At 49.1% G+C, this 18,381-nt stretch carries 15 protein-coding genes; 13 read left to right on the top strand and 2 right to left on the bottom strand.

The genetic code is table 11. The features are described from left to right. Positions 1–35: 35 nt before the first annotated feature. From pgaC to LVJ88_RS11055, 4 genes are all read left to right on the top strand, one after another. The gene (gene pgaC, locus LVJ88_RS11070) at positions 36–1,262 is read left to right on the top strand and encodes a poly-beta-1,6-N-acetyl-D-glucosamine synthase (RefSeq protein ID WP_054599145.1); all 1,227 of its coding nucleotides are present in this window, start codon (positions 36–38) and stop codon (positions 1,260–1,262) included. 31 nt (positions 1,263–1,293) lie between these two features. Further along, positions 1,294–1,605: a hypothetical protein gene (locus LVJ88_RS11065; protein WP_085357727.1), complete on the top strand. Its 312-nt coding sequence runs from the start codon at positions 1,294–1,296 to the stop codon at positions 1,603–1,605. Positions 1,606–1,783: 178 nt separating this feature from the next. Then, positions 1,784–4,369, top strand: coding sequence for a bifunctional aconitate hydratase 2/2-methylisocitrate dehydratase (gene acnB / locus LVJ88_RS11060; RefSeq protein ID WP_085417879.1), 2,586 nt, complete (start codon positions 1,784–1,786; stop codon positions 4,367–4,369). A gap of 299 nt (positions 4,370–4,668) precedes the next feature. Beyond that, complete coding sequence (locus LVJ88_RS11055) at positions 4,669–5,286, top strand: hypothetical protein (RefSeq protein ID WP_085417880.1); 618 nt, start codon at positions 4,669–4,671, stop codon at positions 5,284–5,286. Positions 5,287–5,381: 95 nt separating this feature from the next. On the opposite strand, the gene LVJ88_RS11050 is transcribed toward LVJ88_RS11055, so the two are convergent. After that, positions 5,382–7,841: a penicillin-binding protein 1A gene (locus tag LVJ88_RS11050; protein WP_085417881.1), complete on the bottom strand. Its 2,460-nt coding sequence runs from the start codon at positions 7,839–7,841 to the stop codon at positions 5,382–5,384. Between the two features lie 150 nt (positions 7,842–7,991). Here LVJ88_RS11050 and pilM point away from each other — a divergent pair, with 150 nt between their 5' ends. The 9 genes from pilM (at position 7,992) to LVJ88_RS11005 (ending at position 16,450) form a co-directional block, all read left to right on the top strand. Next, entirely contained in the window at positions 7,992–9,089 is a 1,098-nt protein-coding gene (gene pilM, locus LVJ88_RS11045; protein ID WP_054599532.1) for a type IV pilus assembly protein PilM, read from the top strand. A 1-nt stretch (position 9,090) separates the two neighbouring features. After that, positions 9,091–9,705: a PilN domain-containing protein gene (locus LVJ88_RS11040; protein WP_085417882.1), complete on the top strand. Its 615-nt coding sequence runs from the start codon at positions 9,091–9,093 to the stop codon at positions 9,703–9,705. 1 nt (position 9,706) lies between these two features. Next, positions 9,707–10,351 (top strand): type IV pilus inner membrane component PilO, encoded by a 645-nt coding sequence (locus LVJ88_RS11035; RefSeq protein ID WP_054599534.1) that lies wholly within the window; start codon positions 9,707–9,709, stop codon positions 10,349–10,351. A gap of 17 nt (positions 10,352–10,368) precedes the next feature. After that, on the top strand, positions 10,369–10,902 hold the full coding sequence (locus LVJ88_RS11030) for a pilus assembly protein PilP (protein ID WP_054599535.1): 534 nt from the start codon (positions 10,369–10,371) through the stop codon (positions 10,900–10,902). Between the two features lie 13 nt (positions 10,903–10,915). Beyond that, positions 10,916–13,078: a type IV pilus secretin PilQ gene (locus LVJ88_RS11025; RefSeq protein ID WP_085417912.1), complete on the top strand. Its 2,163-nt coding sequence runs from the start codon at positions 10,916–10,918 to the stop codon at positions 13,076–13,078. Between the two features lie 58 nt (positions 13,079–13,136). Next, complete coding sequence (locus LVJ88_RS11020; protein ID WP_085355646.1) at positions 13,137–13,682, top strand: shikimate kinase; 546 nt, start codon at positions 13,137–13,139, stop codon at positions 13,680–13,682. 157 nt (positions 13,683–13,839) lie between these two features. Continuing rightward, positions 13,840–14,919: a 3-dehydroquinate synthase gene (gene aroB / locus LVJ88_RS11015; protein ID WP_085417883.1), complete on the top strand. Its 1,080-nt coding sequence runs from the start codon at positions 13,840–13,842 to the stop codon at positions 14,917–14,919. A 277-nt stretch (positions 14,920–15,196) separates the two neighbouring features. Then, positions 15,197–15,997, top strand: coding sequence for an NUDIX domain-containing protein (locus LVJ88_RS11010; protein ID WP_085417884.1), 801 nt, complete (start codon positions 15,197–15,199; stop codon positions 15,995–15,997). Positions 15,998–16,009: 12 nt separating this feature from the next. After that, on the top strand, positions 16,010–16,450 hold the full coding sequence (locus tag LVJ88_RS11005) for a hypothetical protein (RefSeq protein WP_085417885.1): 441 nt from the start codon (positions 16,010–16,012) through the stop codon (positions 16,448–16,450). A 137-nt stretch (positions 16,451–16,587) separates the two neighbouring features. Here LVJ88_RS11005 and aceK read toward each other — a convergent pair whose 3' ends face one another. Continuing rightward, the gene (gene aceK, locus LVJ88_RS11000; protein ID WP_085417886.1) at positions 16,588–18,363 is read right to left on the bottom strand and encodes a bifunctional isocitrate dehydrogenase kinase/phosphatase; all 1,776 of its coding nucleotides are present in this window, start codon (positions 18,361–18,363) and stop codon (positions 16,588–16,590) included. Positions 18,364–18,381 lie beyond the last annotated feature (18 nt).

Here is an 18,381-nt window from a genome sequence, read left to right as displayed (position 1 = left end):
TGTAAGAAAACCATAATGGTAAAGGTATAGCCGCTATGACCTGGTATGAATATTTAGCTGTTTTCGTGATGCTCTATCCGGGCATCATGGCCGTTTACTGGACGGTTTCCGGGCTGTTTTATTTCCTTTTTTGGGAAAACCGCATGGATGAGCCGGAATACATGTTTCAAGAAGAAGCGCCGATGGTGAGCGTGCTGATCCCCTGCTACAACGAAGCCGCCAACCTCGATATGTCGATTCCCCATCTGCTCAACCTTACTTATCCCAACTACGAGCTGATATTCATCAACGACGGCAGCACCGACGATACCTTGAGCATCATCCGCCGCTGGGCAATGCAGGCCGAAAAAATCGTCGTGGTCGACCAACCCAACGGCGGCAAAGCCTCGGCCATGAACAACGGCGTGCGACATGCTTTGGGCAAATACATCGTCGGCATAGACGGAGACGCCATTCTCGATTACAGCGCCATCGAATACATGATTCAAAACATGGAAAACAACCCCGAATTGGGCGCAGTAACCGGCAACCCGCGCGTACGCAACCGCAGTACCGTGCTGGGCAAGCTGCAAGTGGCCGAATTCAGCTCCATCATCGGCCTGATCAAACGCTCGCAAAGCATGGTCGGCACATTGTTCACCGTGTCAGGCGTCATCATGTGCATCCGCAAAGACGTGCTGGTGAAAATCGGCGGCTGGAGCGACAACATGATTACCGACGATATCGACATCAGCTGGAAAACCCAAATCGCCGGCTACAACATAGCCTACGAACCCCGCGCCCTGTGTTGGGTGCTGATGCCCGAAACCGTGCGCGGGCTTTACCGCCAACGCTTGCGTTGGGCGCAGGGCGGGGCGGAAGTGATTCTGAAATACTTCAACGGCATTTGGAAGCTGCACCATATCCGCTTGTGGCCGCTGTATGCCGAATATTTCGTTACCTTGTTTTGGGCGTATTCACTCTTAGCCGTTACCGTAATCGGTATAGCCGGCCTGTTTACCGGCGATATGCAGGAATTGACTTTGTTCAAAGTAGCCAGTTTGGTCACATTCATGATGTTTATCCTGCAGTTTTCCGTGAGTATGTTTATCGACAGCCGCTACGAGCGCAACCTGATGCGTTATTTCATGAGTTGCATTTGGTACCCCTACGCATTCTGGATGCTCAACAGCATCACGCTCATTCACGGTTTCCCCAAAGCACTGTTGCGCGACAAAAAGCGCAAAGCCACCTGGATCAGCCCCGACAGGGGCGTGCAGTAACTTTCAGGCCCGATAAAAAAGGAGACGTTAAATGTCTGAACAAATACAAGACTTACGCGAACTATTGGTTATACACAAAGCACGCAATCCCAACCCCGTTATCAGCACCAAAAGCATACTCATCTTTGCCTTTACCTGGACTTTATGGTTTTTAACGGCCTATTTGATTTTTCGCGACCATCAGGCACTGATTTACCGGCCGATAGTCGGTACTTGGGCTTTGGCCGACTTGGCTAAAATAGCCGCCGTTATCGTTTTGCTGCAATTAAACATCCTTTTGCTGTGGTCGATTTTCGCAGTCCGCAAACCCAAAAAAGAACTTCCGAACCAAGCTGAAAAATAATCCTTTCAACCCCGTCGGCAGGCCGTCTGAATCATCGCTTTCAGACGGCCTGTACACATCAAAAACACATTAAAAGAAAGTTCCTATTTACACAAATTTAGTTTATGATTAACAAACTACTGCATATTACATGCGCAGTGAAATCCAGAAGAAAAAACCACTAAAAGGAACCATTGAGATGTTAGAAGCCTATCGCAAAGCCGCCGCAGAGCGCGAAGCTCTGGGCATCCCCGCCCTTCCGCTCACCGCCCAGCAAACCGCCGAATTGGTCGAATTGCTGAAAAACCCGCCCGCAGGTGAAGGTGAGTTTTTGGTAGACCTGCTCGCCAACCGCGTGCCTCCCGGTGTGGACGATGCCTCTAAAGTCAAAGCATCTTTCCTCGCAGCCGTAGCCGAAGGCAGCGCAACCAGCCCGCTGGTGTCTCCCGAATATGCAACCGAACTTTTGGGCACCATGCTCGGCGGCTACAACATCCACCCGCTGATTGAGCTTCTCGACAACGACAAACTGGCTCCCATTGCCGCCGAAGGCTTGAAACACACCCTGCTGATGTTCGATTCTTTCCACGACGTCGAAGAAAAAGCCCAAAAAGGCAACGAACACGCCAAAGCCGTACTGGAATCTTGGGCCAATGCTGAATGGTTCACTTCGCGCGAAAAAGTGCCCGAAAAAATCACCGTTACCGTATTTAAAGTGGACGGCGAAACCAATACCGACGACCTTTCCCCCGCGCCCGACGCATGGAGCCGCCCCGACATCCCGCTGCACGCTTTGGCGATGCTGAAAAACCCGCGCGACGGCATCAATCCCGACAAACCCGGCGAAGTCGGCCCCATCAAACTGTTGGAAGAATTGAAGGCCAAAGGCCATCCCGTTGCTTATGTAGGCGACGTAGTAGGTACCGGTTCTTCACGTAAATCCGCCACCAACTCTGTAATCTGGCACACCGGTTTGGACATTCCTTTCGTGCCGAACAAACGCTACGGCGGCGTATGCTTGGGCGGCAAAATCGCGCCGATTTTCTTCAACACCCAAGAAGACTCGGGCGCATTGCCGATTGAGGTTGACGTATCGCAACTGAAAATGGGCGATGTAGTCGATATCCTACCTTACGAAGGCAAAATTGTGAAAAACGGCGAAACCGTTGCCGAATTCCAATTGAAATCACAAGTATTGCTCGACGAAGTACAAGCCGGCGGCCGTATTAACCTGATTATCGGTCGCGGCCTGACTGCCAAAGCCCGCGAAGCTTTAGGCTTGCCCGCATCTACCGAATTCCGCTTGCCGCAAGCACCTGCCGAAAGCAAAGCAGGTTTCACTTTGGCTCAAAAAATGGTCGGCCGTGCCTGCGGCTTGCCTGAAGGTCAAGGTGTTCGTCCGGGTACTTACTGCGAACCGCGCATGACCACCGTCGGCTCTCAAGATACCACCGGCCCGATGACCCGCGACGAGCTGAAAGACTTGGCTTGCTTGGGCTTCTCTGCCGACTTGGTAATGCAGTCTTTCTGTCATACCGCCGCTTATCCGAAACCGGTTGACGTAAAAACCCACAAAGAGCTGCCTGAGTTTATCTCTACCCGCGGCGGCGTGTCTTTACGTCCGGGAGACGGCGTGATCCACTCATGGCTGAACCGCCTGCTGCTGCCCGATACTGTCGGCACCGGCGGCGACTCGCACACCCGCTTCCCGTTGGGTATTTCTTTCCCCGCAGGTTCCGGCTTGGTAGCGTTTGCTGCGGCAACCGGCGTAATGCCTTTGGATATGCCGGAGTCTGTATTGGTACGCTTCAGCGGCAAGCTGCAACCGGGCGTAACCCTGCGCGATTTGGTTAATGCGATTCCGCTGTACGCGATCAAACAAGGTTTGCTGACCGTAGCCAAAGCCGGCAAGAAAAACATCTTCTCCGGCCGCATCTTGGAAATCGAAGGCTTGCCGGATCTGAAAGTCGAGCAAGCGTTTGAATTGTCTGACGCCTCTGCCGAGCGTTCAGCTGCCGGCTGTACCGTGAAGCTTAATAAAGAGCCGATCATCGAATACATGAATTCAAATGTTGTATTGATGAAGAACATGATTGCCGACGGCTATAAAGATCCGCGCACCTTGGAACGCCGTATCAAAGCCATGGAAGCATGGTTGGCTAATCCGCAATTGCTGGAAGCGGACAAAGATGCGGAATACGCTGCGGTTATCGAAATCAATATGGACGATATCAAAGAACCGATTATCGCCTGCCCGAACGATCCGGATGATGTATGCTTCATGTCTGAGCGTTCAGGCACGGTAATCGACGAAGTGTTCATCGGTTCTTGTATGACCAACATTGGCCACTTCCGTGCGGCTTCCAAACTGCTGGAAGGCAAGAGCGATATTCCCGTGCGTTTGTGGGTAGCTCCGCCGACCAAGATGGATGCCCAAGAGCTGACCAACGAAGGTCACTACGGTGTGTTGGGCCGTGCCGGTGCGCGTATGGAGATGCCCGGTTGCTCGTTGTGTATGGGTAACCAAGCACAAGTACGCGAAGGTGCAACCGTAATGTCGACTTCAACCCGTAACTTCCCGAACCGATTGGGTAAAAACACCAACGTGTATTTGGGTTCGGCTGAATTGGCAGCAATCTGTTCTAAACTGGGTAAAATCCCGACTGTTGAGGAATACCAAGCCAACATCGGTATCATCAACGAGCAGGGCGACCAAATCTACCGTTACATGAACTTCAATGAAATCGACAGCTACAACGAAGTAGCCGAAAAAGTAAACGTGTAAAGCATTATCGGAATAAATGCTGAAACGGCCTTGAATGAATCAAGGCCGTTTTTATTATGGGACTGCTTTGAAAAGAGAGAGATTTACAGCAAATAAACTTATTTTTGATACAAGACCGCACGCCGTAGTAGAAATACAGTTTATTTGCTATAACGGAACGATTCCGCTAACCGGTTTAACCACAGCCCCTAAAAATAAGTTGATTGTCTATACAACGCATAGGCTTTCATGCCGCAGCAGCTTGTCTTTTTAAACCTGCAATGTTATGTTGGGCAACCGTTTTTCGATGCCAATCCAATATGCACCAATCTTCCAAATTATTGATTTTATGCGCATGCCTGAGCGCATTTATGTTAAATGCCTGCGATTTCAGCAATGCCCGCGCCCAAACCGCCGCCGCATCTGCCGAAGTTGAAGCCGTCGTTGCCCAAGATAATTTTTTGGAAAATGCCGAAGCGCTGCAAGCTGCCGAAACAGCTTTAAAAAACCTTCCCCAATTTCGTGGGAAAAGCCTGATTTTCTTTGAAAGTATCGACTTTTTCAGCGGTGTCCGCCCCCGCATCGAGTTGAACATACAAAACCCGCACAAACCCGGGCAAATCGACCATTATCTCTACGAGCACGGCAAATGGCGCTACACAGACACTTTACGCCTCACGTCCGAAACGAATGTAGCCGCCAATCTCACCCCTCTCTCTATGGTGCGTTTTGCAGACGCCGCAGCCATTGCCGCCCAATGGGCGGAAAAAGCCCGCTCGGTGGATGCAGCCGTTACCGAGCCTTATTATGTTTCTTTCGTGTTACTGGAAAAAAACCAAAAACGCTTTTGGCACACCGCCACCATCGAAGCGGTGGGCAAACAGTATTATTTGAGTTTCCATTCAAACGGTACGGTATGGGAATTCAAGAAACTTTAAACCAACATGAAAGGCCGTCTGAAAAATTTTTCAGACGGCCTTATTTAACATACTTATCAAATATTTAACTCTCAATCATCCCATATTCGACAGAATCAGAACAGAGAATCCAACTGCTTCGACGATTGACCCGCGGGTGCCAAAGGTTCAGGCTGAGCCTGACCGCCGTTTCCGCCGCCCGCATTGCCGCCTCTGTCGTTACGGCCGTTGAGCGGTTCTACCACTTGTTCGATCGGTGCGTAGTCGGAAGGTTGGGCTTTTTGTGCGGCGGGTTTCGCAGCCTGTCCGATTTCCGGATCGCGTTCTTCATTGCGCACCGGACGGCTTGAACGGTTATCCAGCGGCAAATCGGGGTTGGTTGTCTGCTGCTCTTTCAAGAAATAATCGTTGCCTTTGGTTACCATGCCTTCGGGTGCTTTCATGCCTTTTACCGGCACGCCTTTCAGCGCAAAACGCATGTATTCCACCCAAACCGGCAAAGCAATCGTTCCGCCGTAACCTGCACGGCCCATGCTGCGGGGCTTGTCGTAACCGATATAAACCGCCGTTACGATGTCGGGATTGAAGCCCACAAACCATGCGTCTTTGTTGTCGTTGGTCGTACCCGTTTTACCTGCGATATCAGAGCGGCCCAAGGCTTTGGCACGGGTTGCCGTACCGTAGCGCACCACGTCCTGCATCATCTTATACATAATAAACGCATTACGCGGATCGATCGCCTGCGGTGCATTCTCGCCTGCAACCAAAGGCTGCATTTGCGCACGCAAACGACCTTGGCCGTCATAAATACGGTCGATCACATAAGAAGAAACTTTATAACCGCCGTTGGCAAAAACCGTATAGCCCTCGGCCATTTTCATCGGCGTGGTTTCGCCCGTACCCAAGGCCATCGACAGACCGGCAGGAATTTCAGACGGCTTAAAGCCGAAACGCTGGATATATTCTTGCGCATAATCCACTTTGATAGACATCAGAATACGGATCGACACCATATTTTTAGAAGCAGTCAAAGCCTGACGCATGCTGATAAAGCCTGCATAGCGGCCGTCTGAATTTTTAGGATTCCAAGCCGCACCGTTACGCCCTTGCCCGGGCAGCGAAATCGGCGCATCGTTCAACGGGGTAGCCATCGTCATGCCCTTCGACAAGCCGGCGGAATACACAAACGGTTTAAACGAAGAACCCGGTTGGCGCAAAGCCTGCGTAGCGCGGTTAAAGGTTTTACTGTGGAAATCGTAACCGCCCACCAAGGCACGCACCGCTCCGGTTCTCGCATCCAACGCCACCAATGCACCTTGAAGCAGCGGCTGTTGTGCCACCGACCAACGCTTGCCGTTTTTCTTCACACGGATAACGGCACCGCGGCGGATTTGCGCGTCTTCCATTTTTTTATTGTTCACCGCCCTTGCCGCGAAACCCAGCTCGGCATTGCTCAAAGTGGTGCGGTTACCGCTGGCCAACTGAATTTCCACGCCTTTTTTAGACGTATTCAACACAACCGCCGGCATCATACCGTCTACCGTATAAAGTGTTGAAAGATATTGTCCAACCGTTTCTTCCACATTATCGGTTTGGCTTAAATCAAGATAATGCTCTGCACCGCGGTAGCTGCTGCCTTGGTCGAAGCCTCTCAATGCTTTACGCAAAGCTTCGGTGGCTACACGCTGATGAGCCGTACTTACCGTGGTATAAACCTTAAAACCTTGCGTGTAAGCTTCTTCGCCGTATTTGTCATACAACTCTTGGCGCACCATTTCGGCAACATACAAAGCACTTTGGTCTATTTTCTGAACATGGCGTTCGAAGTGCAGATTTTCCGCCAACGCTTTTTCACGATCCTGCGGCGTAATCATCTTCTCTTCAACCATATTGTTCAAAATATATTTCTGACGCAACTTGGCACGTTCGGGATTCACAATCGGATTGAATGTCGAAGGCGCTTTCGGCAATCCTGCCAGAATCGTTGCTTCGGCAAGCGTCAAATCTTTCACATCTTTATTAAAATAAATTTTAGATGCCGCCGCAAAACCGTAAGCGCGCTGGCCAAGATAAATCTGATTGAAATACAGCTCCAAAATCTGGTCTTTAGTTAAAGACTTTTCGATTTTGTAAGCCAAAAGTGCCTCATTGAATTTACGGGTAAATGTACGCTCGTTACTCAAATAGAAATTACGCGCCACCTGCTGTGTAATCGTACTCGCACCCGATTGCACTCCGCCGGTCATGTTTCCGATCGCCGCACGCATCACGCCGATAACGTCTACGCCCCAATGGTCATAAAACCGCTTGTCTTCCGCCGCCAAAACGGCATCTTTCAATATTTGGGGGAAATCACCGATTTTGGTAAAAGACCGCCGCTCCTCTCCATACATGCCGATAACTTCGCCGTCTGAAGAATAAACCGTCAACGGCATTTTCGGCTGGTAGTGCTGAACCGCTTCTAAAGAAGGCAGTTTCGGATATGTAATCAGAATGGCAATTGCAACCAAACCTACCACAAAGAGTAATAAACCTAAAACCAAACCAATACAGGTCGTTATAATTTTTTTAATCATGACTAATTAATAAAGTTGCCATTAAAAGCATTAAATAAAGTAAAATAGCTAAAGATTTCATCAACACACGGTTATTTTTTGTGTAAACCATGAAGAAATCCGTTACGGATAAAAACTGTTACTCTTCTCAAAAACACAAGGCGTTACATTATGCGATTAACAAAAAAGCAAAACAATACAAATAGTAAAACGTCATCCAACCTTGCCCACCGTTCCGCTGTCGGTATCGATATCGGCCAACATGCCATTAAGATGGTCCAGTTGTCAGGCCGTAGTTTAAACCAAATTCAGTTGGAAAAATACGTTATTACCAAACTGCCTAAAAATATTATCAAAGGCAACAAAATTCAAGATTACGATCAGCTTGTTACATATCTGCAACATTCTTATACGCAGCTCAACAGCTCTTCTAAAAACTTCATCGCAGCACTGCCTCAAAGCCTGGTTACGATTGAAACCGTTGTCTACAACGAAAAAGATTCGGACTTAGACTTGGACGGTTTTGCAGAGTTTGAAGTTTCACAAATCGCTCCGATCGAAGAAATGAACTTCGATTACCACACGATAGGTACATCCGTGGTTCCGGCCGGCACCCGTGTACTGCTTACTGCCGCAAAAAAAGACGACGTAGAACCGCGTATCGAAGCGTTTAACAATGCCGACATGCCTTTATCTGCATTGGATATCGATTTATTCGCACAAAACAATGCTTTTTCTTTTTGGATCAACCAACATGCACCCGAATTGGAGCATGAAAAAATCGCCATATTCGGCATTCATGCCACTCAAATGTATGCCGTTATTACCCAAAATGGCCAGATTCTCTACAAGCAGGAAACCACTGTCAGCACCGAACAGCTTAACCAACTCATCCAGCGTACCTATCAGGTTACCGAAGAAAAAGCTGCGCAAATGATGAATGCCGCCACCAAGCCTTCCGACTACCAATCCGCAGTAGCCGACCGCTTCAATATACAGGTTGCGCAAGAAATCCAACGTGTGCTCCAGTTTTACTACACTACCCAACCCGGCGATCAATATTCGAACGTCAAACATATCCTGCTTACCGGCACGGCGGCACAACAACCCGGATTGGCGGAAACCATTTTCTCGCACACGAATACGGCAACCGAATGCATCCACCCGATTTTATATGCAGCCAACAGCAGTAAAGTCGACATTTCCCAATTACAAATAGACGCATCAACATTAACTCTTGCCTTCGGCTTGGCATTAAGGGGGCTTTAATATGATTCAACTAACCAGAATCAACCTTCTTCCCTACCGTGAAGAAATTCAGCAGAAGCAAAAACAAAACTTTAAATCGCTCATGTTGCTTGCCTTGTTAACAGGTATCGGCCTTTCTGCGCTGACCTATTTCGGCATCAACCGAGCCATCAGCAATCAAGAAGAACGCAACGGCTTTCTTTCTCAAGAAATTACCAAGCTTGATGAAAATCTTCTTGAAATCAATAAATTAAAGAAAGAGAAAGAAGAGTTTTTGGCTCGAAAACAAAAAGTTGAAGAGTTACAGGAAAAACGGTTCCAAGCCGCACAAATTATCGATACCTTAAATGTGCTGATTCCGGAAGGTACTTATCTGACTGCAATTACAGCTGAAAGCCCGACCTCATACAACATCAGCGGCAAAGCGACCAGCGATAACAAAATTGCCATGTTTATGAGATCAATTCCCAGTACAGGCATTTTTATGCAACCCGAATTGGTAAACATCAAAAAGGTAGATAATGCACAAGAATTTACACTTAAAGTGCTGTTAAACCAATCTTATTACACATTACCGGACGTTTCAGCCGCTGCTCCGGGCATAAGCGGTACGGTTTCCGACCAACAGGGAAAATAACATGGCAGCAAAAACACTAAAAAATATTGATACCAAAAACCTGCACTTATTAAGTATGCCGGCCAAGCTGGTATTGGCATCTTTGGTGGTGGTTAGCGTTCTGGCAGCCGGCTATTTAGCACTGTTCAGCAACCAGTTGGAAACATTGGACGGCGCGGTTCAGAAAGAAACCGAGTTAAAAGAAACCTACACACAAAAAAGCATTGAAGCCGCCAACCTTGATAATTTGAAAGAAGAATTGGCAGCCATCCGTTCGTCATTTAATGTTTTGCTCAAACAGCTTCCTACCGATGCAGAAATTCCGAATCTCATTCAAGAACTGCATCAAGCCGGAGCAACCAATGGTTTGCGCATGGACAGCGTTGTTCCTCAAACACCTGTAAACGACGGCCCCATCCAAGCATTGCCTTATGAAATAGCCATTACGGGCAAATACAGCCAAATCAGCCAATTTGCACGCGACGTAGGCAAGCTCTCGCGCATTATTACTTTGGAATCCTTGAAAATAGGCAGCAGCAAAGATGAAAAAAGCAATCTTCTGACGCTAAGTGCAACTGCCAATACCTATAAAGCCCGCCCTGCAGAGGAAGTGGCTGCTGAATTGGAAGCAGCGAAAGCTGCAAGTGAAGCGCAGGCTTCCCAATAACCCCTGAGAGAAACATTATGAAAAAAACACTACTACTCGCAGGCATATTGGCTGTTTCGGCCTGCACATCTTCACACGACGATCTAACCAAATGGATGCGAGATACCCGCCAACAGGCCAAATCAAAAATCATTCCTTTTGAAGCACCTGCCGCTATCCAAGCAAAAAACTATACTGCTCCGAATTTTAGCGGACTTCATGCCTTCGACAGCAAAAGGCTGGTTGCCATGCAGCAAGGTGCAAACGCACCCAATAATAACCGGGCAAAAGAAGTTCTCGAAAGCTACAGCCTTGAAAATCTGAAATATGTGGGCAGCCTGACTAAAGGAAAACAAACTTCAGGCTATGTTGAAGCCAATGGCCATGTTTACACTGTCCTTCCCGGCAACTATATCGGGCAAAATCACGGTCGCATCCAATCGATCACGGCAGACAAGATTTTGATTACCGAACTGGTTGAAGACAGTTATGGAAATTGGGCATACCGTAAAGCAGAACTACCATTGAGCGGCTCAGACAACGGCAGCGATGCAGCTCAAAACAACAATTAAAGGGGCATTACTTATGAACTCACGCAACATTACAAAGATTCTTTCAGCCATTACTCTCGGCTTTGCCGTTCAGACGGCATATTCGGGCAATATTACCGATATCAACGTATCTTCTTTGCCTGACAATCAGAAAATTATCAAAATCAAATTTGATAAAGACGTTACATCTCCCCGCGGTTTTGTAACCACTACGCCTGCCCGCATTGCACTTGACTTCAGCGGCACGTCTATCCAATTACCCCAACCTGTTTTGGAGTACGCCGATCCGCTGTTAAACCAAATTACAGCGGCACAAAATGACGACCGTGCCCGTATCCTTTTGGGGCTGAATAAGGCCAGCCAATACAATACCGAAATCAAAGGCAACGAAGTTTGGGTATACATCAGCGAAGCTAATAATAAAACCAGCAATACCGCGCCTTTGCAAAGAAACGCAGCACCAATGCCGGCTCCCGTTGCTACACCTGCTCGCCAAGAACAGATTGCGGCTTCAGCCAACATTGATTTCCGTAAAGGTACCCGCAACTCCGGTATCGTAGAGTTGAATGCTTCTTCTTTCAGCGGCGAACCTGAAATTAAGAAACAAAGCGACAGAATCATCATTACGTTGAAAAACTATCCATTGCCGACACAGGCACAGCGTAGTTTGGATGTTGCCGATTTCAACACCCCGGTACGCAACGTAACCATCAAACGCATTGGTAACAACACCCAACTGATCATCCGTAATCAAGGCAGCTGGGATGTACGCACCCAAGGAGCACATGGCCGTTACAGTTTCGAAATCAGCCAAAAAGCCAATATTGCTGCCCAAGGCTTAGCCAATACGCCAAATAAATCGTTTAATGGACGAAAAATTTCTTTGGATTTCCAAGATGTGGAGGTGCGAACCATTCTCCAAATTTTGGCTAAAGAATCAGGCATGAATATCGTTGCCAGCGATACTGTGAATGGCAAAATGACTTTATCGCTCAAAGATGTGCCTTGGGATCAGGCACTTGATTTAGTGATGCAAGCTCGTAATTTGGACATGCGCCGTCAAGGCAACATCATCAACGTTGCCCCGCGTGAAGAATTATTGGCTAAAGATAAAGCAACCTTGCAAGCCCAGAAAGAAATTGATGATTTGGGTCCGCTGTTGTCTCAAACTTTCCAACTGAAATACAAAAACGTAGAAGAATTCCGTAAAATTCTGCGTCTTGACGAAAGCGGCAATAATAGCGACCGTAACAGCCTGCTGAGCGGAAGAGGCAGCGCGCTGATCGACCCGGCTACCAATACCCTAATCATTACCGATAACCGCCATGTTATTCATAAGTTCCAAAAACTGATTGAAGAATTAGACGTACCGACACGTCAGGTTATGGTAGAAGCACGCATTGTGGAAGCAGAAGACTCTTTCTCGCGCAACATCGGTGTAAAATTCGGTTACAACGCTGTCAAAGGCCGTAACACTTGGGGTTCCAACCTTAACAATGCACTAAGCAACCACAGCACTAAAGTAGATAACAACCGTACAATAACCAACCATATTTTGAGCGGTGCAAATACCGTCCCTACGACTAAACCGTTAGAGTTCTCTCCCAACATCAGTTTACCGGTTTCAGCTGCCACCTCAAGTATTGCACTGGTTCGTGCACTTTCTTCAGGCGCATTGGGTTTGGAGTTGGCTGCAATGCAGGAACAGGGTAGGGGCAAAATTATTTCCAACCCGCGCGTTTTAACGCAAGACCGTAAAGAAGCCACGATTGAGTCGGGCTCTGAAATCCCCTATGAAGAGGCAACTTCAAGCGGCGCTACTTCCATTACCTTCAAAAAAGCGGTGTTGGGTTTAACCGTTACGCCCAATATCACCCCCGACGGGCAGGTAATCATGACGGTTAAAATCAATAAAGACAGCCCGTCCGACTGTATTTCCGGCGGTGTAACAACCAAGTGTATCAGCACCAAACAGCTTCAAACCCAAGCAATGGTTGAAGATGGCGGCACTTTGATTGTCGGCGGTATTTACGAAGAAGAAAACGGTAATACTGTAGCTAAAGTACCCTTGCTGGGCGATATTCCCGTTGTGGGCAACCTGTTTAAATCACGCACCCGCAGCGAAAAACGCCGTGAGTTGCTGATTTTCATCACTCCGCGAATTATGGACAACGTAGGCAGCAACTTACGCTACTAAGGCCGTCTGAAACCGCACAAACGCAAATAAACACCTAATATGTATATTTTCGTTTACAATGCCTGCTATGGAAAACATAGCAGGCAATTTATTTTTAATCGGCTTAATGGGTGCAGGCAAAACCACTATGGGCAAACATATCGCCCAAGTTTTAGGCCGTTCTTTCTATGATAGCGATCAAGAAATTTGCAGGCGCACGGGCGTGTCGATTCCTACTATTTTCGAATTAGAAGGGGAGCAAGGCTTTCGCGACAGAGAAACTGCCGTAATAGACGAGCTAACCGCCATGAATAACATCGTGTTGGCTACCGGCGGCGGGGCAGTGCTTCGCAAAGACAACCAACATTACCTTCGCACACGCGGCACAGTAGTATATTTACATGCCACTCCCGAGGTATTGCTCGAGCGTACCAGATATGACAATAACCGGCCTTTGCTTCGAGTAGAAAATCCTTTAGCCAAACTTCAAGAACTATACGGTATTCGCGATAAGATTTATCGAGAAACTGCCCACATTATTATCGAAGCCAACCGCCCGAGCTGTTATAAAACTGCCGAACATCTTTTAACACTATTGAAACAGCGGCAAAATAAAAACTTATAAACCCCCTTCATGTAATACCCAAGATTATGCGGTTTGTTTTCAGCCAATCTCTAACCAATAAGCCGGGCATGGCCATAATAAAGAGGCCGTCTGAAAACATTTATCCAACAGTTTTCAGACGGCCTAAGCTTAATCACTTTTACAGCGAATCATCAATATGCGTACACTCAATGTAGCTGCTCCATCCCACCAGTATCCCATATTCATCGGCGAAAATCTGCTCTCTCAAGCAGGTTCTATTCTGAAGCCTTATCTCACCAAAAAAGCAGCCATCATTACCAATGAAACCATTGCCCCTTTGTATTTGAATACCCTTCAGACGGCCTTAGCGTCAGAAGATATCGACTGTTTCAACATTATATTGCCTGACGGCGAACAGTATAAAAATTGGGAAACCCTCAATCTGATTTTTGACGGACTGATGGAAAACCGTGCCGAGCGCAAAACCACACTGATCGCACTGGGCGGCGGCGTTATCGGCGATATTGTCGGATTCGCGGCCGCAACCTACCAACGGGGCGCTCCGTTTATTCAGATACCCACCACCCTGCTCAGCCAAGTCGATTCATCGGTGGGCGGGAAAACAGCCATCAACCACCCTCTCGGCAAAAACATGATAGGTGCGTTTTACCAACCCCAAGCAGTGCTCGCCGATTTAAACACCTTATCCACTCTGCCCTCGCGCGAACTTTCCGCCGGTATGGCCGAAGTGATTAAATACGGCGCACTCGGCGACAGCGCTTTTTTGTCATGGCTTGAGCAGAACATAAGCGAACTGATGCAGCAAAATAAGGCTTTACTTGCCGATGCGGTTTATCATTGCTGCAAAATGAAAGCCGACATCGTTGCACAAGACGAAACCGAACAAGGCATTCGTGCATGGCTGAATTTAGGCCATACGTTCGGCCATGCGATTGAGGCTGAAATGGGTTACGGCGTATGGCTGCACGGAGAAGCAGTAGCAGCCGGCATGGTTTTGGCCTGCCGCCTTTCAGAAGCATTAGGCCGTCTGAACGCAAATGATACTGACCGCATGATAAGCCTAATCCAAAAAGCCAATCTTCCTACCACACCGCCTAAATTTGCTTTTGAAAAATGGATTGCCCACATGCAGCACGATAAAAAAGTCAGCAGCGGGGTGATGCGTTTCATCGCTTTGAACCGTTTAGGAGAAGCCAACATTACCGAGATTACGGATACGGCTGTTTTGAAACAAGCCATAACGCCTTATTTGTAAACGTATAGGCAAGTTGCAAAAATAAGCACACGAACTTTACTGAAGGGATTGTACCGGATAAGCAGCTTATTATGGCTGCTTATCCGGTACAGCCCCTATTTTTTAATACAAAACAGCACCGCCGTAGTAAAAGTTCAGCCGTAGAGATAACATTCCGGCGAAGTTTTCGGGTCTTGTTTCAGACGGCCTTCTTCGGAGCGAAACCGGCAAACGGATGACGCGCGGCTGAGGTTTCGGTATATTGCGCCTTACGTTTTAATTTTATGGTAGTTGATACATGGATTCGCCCCGACCTTTGGTACAAGTGGTTGCCGGTGTGGTGCTCGACCGGCAAGGACGTTATTTGTTGAGTTCCCGACCCGAAGGCAAGCCTTATGCCGGCTATTGGGAGTTTGCCGGCGGTAAGGTAGAGGCGGGCGAAACTGAATTTCATGCCTTGCAGCGCGAGTTTGAAGAAGAGTTGGGCATCCGTATCCGGCGCGCCCGCCCGTGGCTGACCAAAATCCACGATTACGAACACGCGCGGGTGCATTTGCGTTTTTTTCGCGTAGAGGCCGACGAATGGTCGGGTGAGCCTGAATCGCGCGAAGGGCAGGCGTGGTCGTGGCAGCGTGCAGGCGATTTTGACGTATCGCCCATGCTGCCCGCCAACGGCCCGTTGCTGGCGGCATTGGCCGTACCTACCGAATTGAAAGGCCGTCTGAAAACAGGTTTTTACGGCGAAAACAGTATGGGCGAATACCGCGTTGTGCCGTTTGAATTGGCCGAACCGCAGCACAAACATGTGTTGATTGATGAAGAAACCTTACGCCGCCGAGGCAAGATGCCGCAGACCGACAGCGTTTGGGTGGTGATTTCGCAGCCGCAGCAATGGCCGTTGGTTCAGGATGCCGATGTGGTGGTGTGGCGCGTGCAGAATGATGATTCTGCCGCCGCATTGTCGGCGGTGCTGGCCGAAGGAGTGAGTATGCCGCTGGTGGTGCTGGCAGATGAAGAGCGTGTGAAGCAATGCGGCCGACAATGGCTTGAGCGCGGCGCACATGCCGTATTGATTGATGAAGAACCCGAATGGGCTTGAGGCCGCCTGAAAATGTCCAGTTTAACCCGTCGTCAAAAAATAACCATTGCCGTTTTGCTGCTCGCATTTGCAGCGGTGAAAGTGGCGGCTTTGCTGTGGTGGCAGAGCAAACAGCCGGATGTTACGGCTATCCCGCAGGCTGACTGTAATGTGCATGCAGGCTGTACGCTGCCGAACGGTGCCGTCGTCAAATTCAGCGACCGGGTGCATGCCAAGCAGCCGTTTGATATCCGCGTGAACAACGTGCCGCCGCAGGTTCAGGAAGTGTTTGTGAGCTTTTCCATGAGCGGCATGGACATGGGCTTTAACCGCTATAAACTGGTTCGCCAAGCAGACGGCACATGGGCGGCAAACCAAATCCGTCTGCCCGTATGCGTGCAAAACCGCCGTGATTATCTGGCGGATATCCACATCAACGGCGATGTTTTTCAGACGGCCTTTACGGCGGAGTGAGTGCGGCGGGATTGTGTTGAATGATTTGCTGTAAATAAGGTGGAAAAAGAGAGTTTGCTTGGGCGTAGATATTTAAAGTATATCGAGGCCGTCTGAAAGCTATGTTTTCAGACGGCTTTTGTCTATTTTAGGAAGGCTTAAGCATCGGCGTCGTCAACCAGCCCTGCGGCGGTTTTTTCAGGTGTAAAGCGCACCGATTGGGGGTAGGGGAAGAAGTCGTCGTATTGGCCTTGTTGGAGGCGGTCTTTTTTAGCCTGCCAAAATTCGGCGGTGAGCAAGTCTTTATGGTGCTGCAAAAATACTTGCCGCACATCGGGTTCGCCGAGTAGGAATGGGCCGAACTCTTCGGGGAATACGTCGCCTTTGTTCACCGGATACCACACTTCGCCTGACATTTCGTATTCGGGATTAGGTGCGGGCGGGATTTTGCGGAAATTGCAGTCGGTCATGTACTCGATTTCGTCGTAGTCGTAAAAAATCACGCGGCCGAAACGGGTCATGCCGAAGTTTTTATACAGCATGTCGCCGGGGAAGATGTTGGCGGAGGCCAGCTCTTTGAGTGCGTAGCCGTAGTCGATCACGGCGGCTGCTTTGTCGGCGGGTTTGGCTTTCTGCATAAATAGGTTGAGCGGTTTTAAGCGGTATTCGACATAAACGTGTTTGATGATCACCCAATCATCGTTTTCTTCAAACTGGCTCGGTGCGAGCGTGCGCATTTCTTCTAAAAACTCTTCGTCGCAGCGCGATTTGGGCAGGGCGACGTTGGCGAACTCGAGCGTATCCGCCATGCGGCCGACACGGTCGTGTTTTTTCACGAGCAGGTATTTTTGGCGCACATATTCTTGGTCGAAATCTTTGTTCGGGCCGAAGGTGTCTTTAATCACTTTAAACACATAGGGAAACGAGGGCAGGGTAAACACGCTCATTACCAGCCCTTTGATGCCGGGCGCAAGAATGAATTTGTCGTGCGAGTATTCGAGGTGTTGGGCAAATTCGCGCCACCAGATGTTTTTGCCCTGCTTGTGCAGGCCGACCATGGTGTAAAGGTCGCCTTGCGAACGCATCGGCAGCATATCGCGCAGGAAATGGATGTAGCCGCTGGGCACGGGCATGTCCACCAAAAAATAGGCGCGGGCAAATGAAAACAGCACGGCAATCTGTTGGGCTTCAAACAGGGCGGCATCGACTTTCAGACGGCCTGATTCGTCGTGCAGCACGGCCAAGGCAAAGGGATGGCGCACGCCGCCGTTGATAATCTGCCCGAAAATGTAGGCGGCTTTGTTGCGGTAAAACGGCGAATGCAGCACGCGCACATGTAGGTTCATTTCTTGCGGCGGCCATTCGGCTTGGAAATGTTTGCGCGCCGAGCGCAGAATGTTGCTGATGTCTTTGCCGAGATGGGCAAACGGTACGTTCCAGCCGAAGTGGTGCAGAATATCGCGAAGGCAGCCGCGCAGCCCTTGTTTGCTGGGGTAAAACGAGCAGAAAGTGGGCGGGTCGGAATCGATATATTCGGTGCTGGTGGAAGGTTTTACAAAGATAAACTGATTGTTGTAATACTCTTTGGCCAAGAGTTTGGTGGAAACCGAATTGAAAAAAGTTTCGGCCAGTTCGGGCTGTTTGTGGTTGACCAGCAAGGCGATGTATTCGGTTTTGGCCGCTGCCCATACTTCATCGTTCAAAGCCGTGGCGGCATGCTCGCGGTTGAGCGATTCTACCGCTTCGCGCACGCGCTGGTCGTACATTTGGATGCGTTCGGCCACCAAATCTTGAATGCCGCGCCAGTTGCGCTGCTCGAACAGTTCTTTGGCGCGGGCGGTGACTTCGCGGTAGAGCCGGTAGTGCTTGTTGAAGCCGGCCAGCATGGTTTCGGCCACCGCGCGCCCAAGGTTTTGGGTAAGTTGTCGGGACATTATTTTTCCTTTGTGTTG

Source organism: Neisseria dumasiana (assembly GCF_022870885.1).
GTDB classification, from domain to species: Bacteria; Pseudomonadota; Gammaproteobacteria; order Burkholderiales; family Neisseriaceae; genus Neisseria; species Neisseria dumasiana.
This window is presented reverse-complemented; position numbering and strand designations above follow the sequence as displayed.

Bases quoted from the DNA above. Each gene is read 5' to 3' on its own strand.
- LVJ88_RS11035 (WP_054599534.1), top strand. From the start codon at position 9,707: ATGGCAGCAAAAACACTAAAAAATATTGATACCAAAAACCTGCACTTA.
- LVJ88_RS11010 (WP_085417884.1), top strand. From the start codon at position 15,197: ATGGATTCGCCCCGACCTTTGGTACAAGTGGTTGCCGGTGTGGTGCTC.
- LVJ88_RS11050 (WP_085417881.1), bottom strand. From the start codon at position 7,841: ATGATTAAAAAAATTATAACGACCTGTATTGGTTTGGTTTTAGGTTTA.
- pgaC (WP_054599145.1), top strand. From the start codon at position 36: ATGACCTGGTATGAATATTTAGCTGTTTTCGTGATGCTCTATCCGGGC.
- LVJ88_RS11065 (WP_085357727.1), top strand. From the start codon at position 1,294: ATGTCTGAACAAATACAAGACTTACGCGAACTATTGGTTATACACAAA.
- pilM (WP_054599532.1), top strand. From the start codon at position 7,992: ATGCGATTAACAAAAAAGCAAAACAATACAAATAGTAAAACGTCATCC.
- LVJ88_RS11040 (WP_085417882.1), top strand. From the start codon at position 9,091: ATGATTCAACTAACCAGAATCAACCTTCTTCCCTACCGTGAAGAAATT.
- LVJ88_RS11030 (WP_054599535.1), top strand. From the start codon at position 10,369: ATGAAAAAAACACTACTACTCGCAGGCATATTGGCTGTTTCGGCCTGC.
- LVJ88_RS11025 (WP_085417912.1), top strand. From the start codon at position 10,916: ATGAACTCACGCAACATTACAAAGATTCTTTCAGCCATTACTCTCGGC.
- LVJ88_RS11020 (WP_085355646.1), top strand. From the start codon at position 13,137: ATGCCTGCTATGGAAAACATAGCAGGCAATTTATTTTTAATCGGCTTA.
- LVJ88_RS11005 (WP_085417885.1), top strand. From the start codon at position 16,010: ATGTCCAGTTTAACCCGTCGTCAAAAAATAACCATTGCCGTTTTGCTG.
- LVJ88_RS11055 (WP_085417880.1), top strand. From the start codon at position 4,669: ATGCACCAATCTTCCAAATTATTGATTTTATGCGCATGCCTGAGCGCA.
- aceK (WP_085417886.1), bottom strand. From the start codon at position 18,363: ATGTCCCGACAACTTACCCAAAACCTTGGGCGCGCGGTGGCCGAAACC.
- acnB (WP_085417879.1), top strand. From the start codon at position 1,784: ATGTTAGAAGCCTATCGCAAAGCCGCCGCAGAGCGCGAAGCTCTGGGC.
- aroB (WP_085417883.1), top strand. From the start codon at position 13,840: ATGCGTACACTCAATGTAGCTGCTCCATCCCACCAGTATCCCATATTC.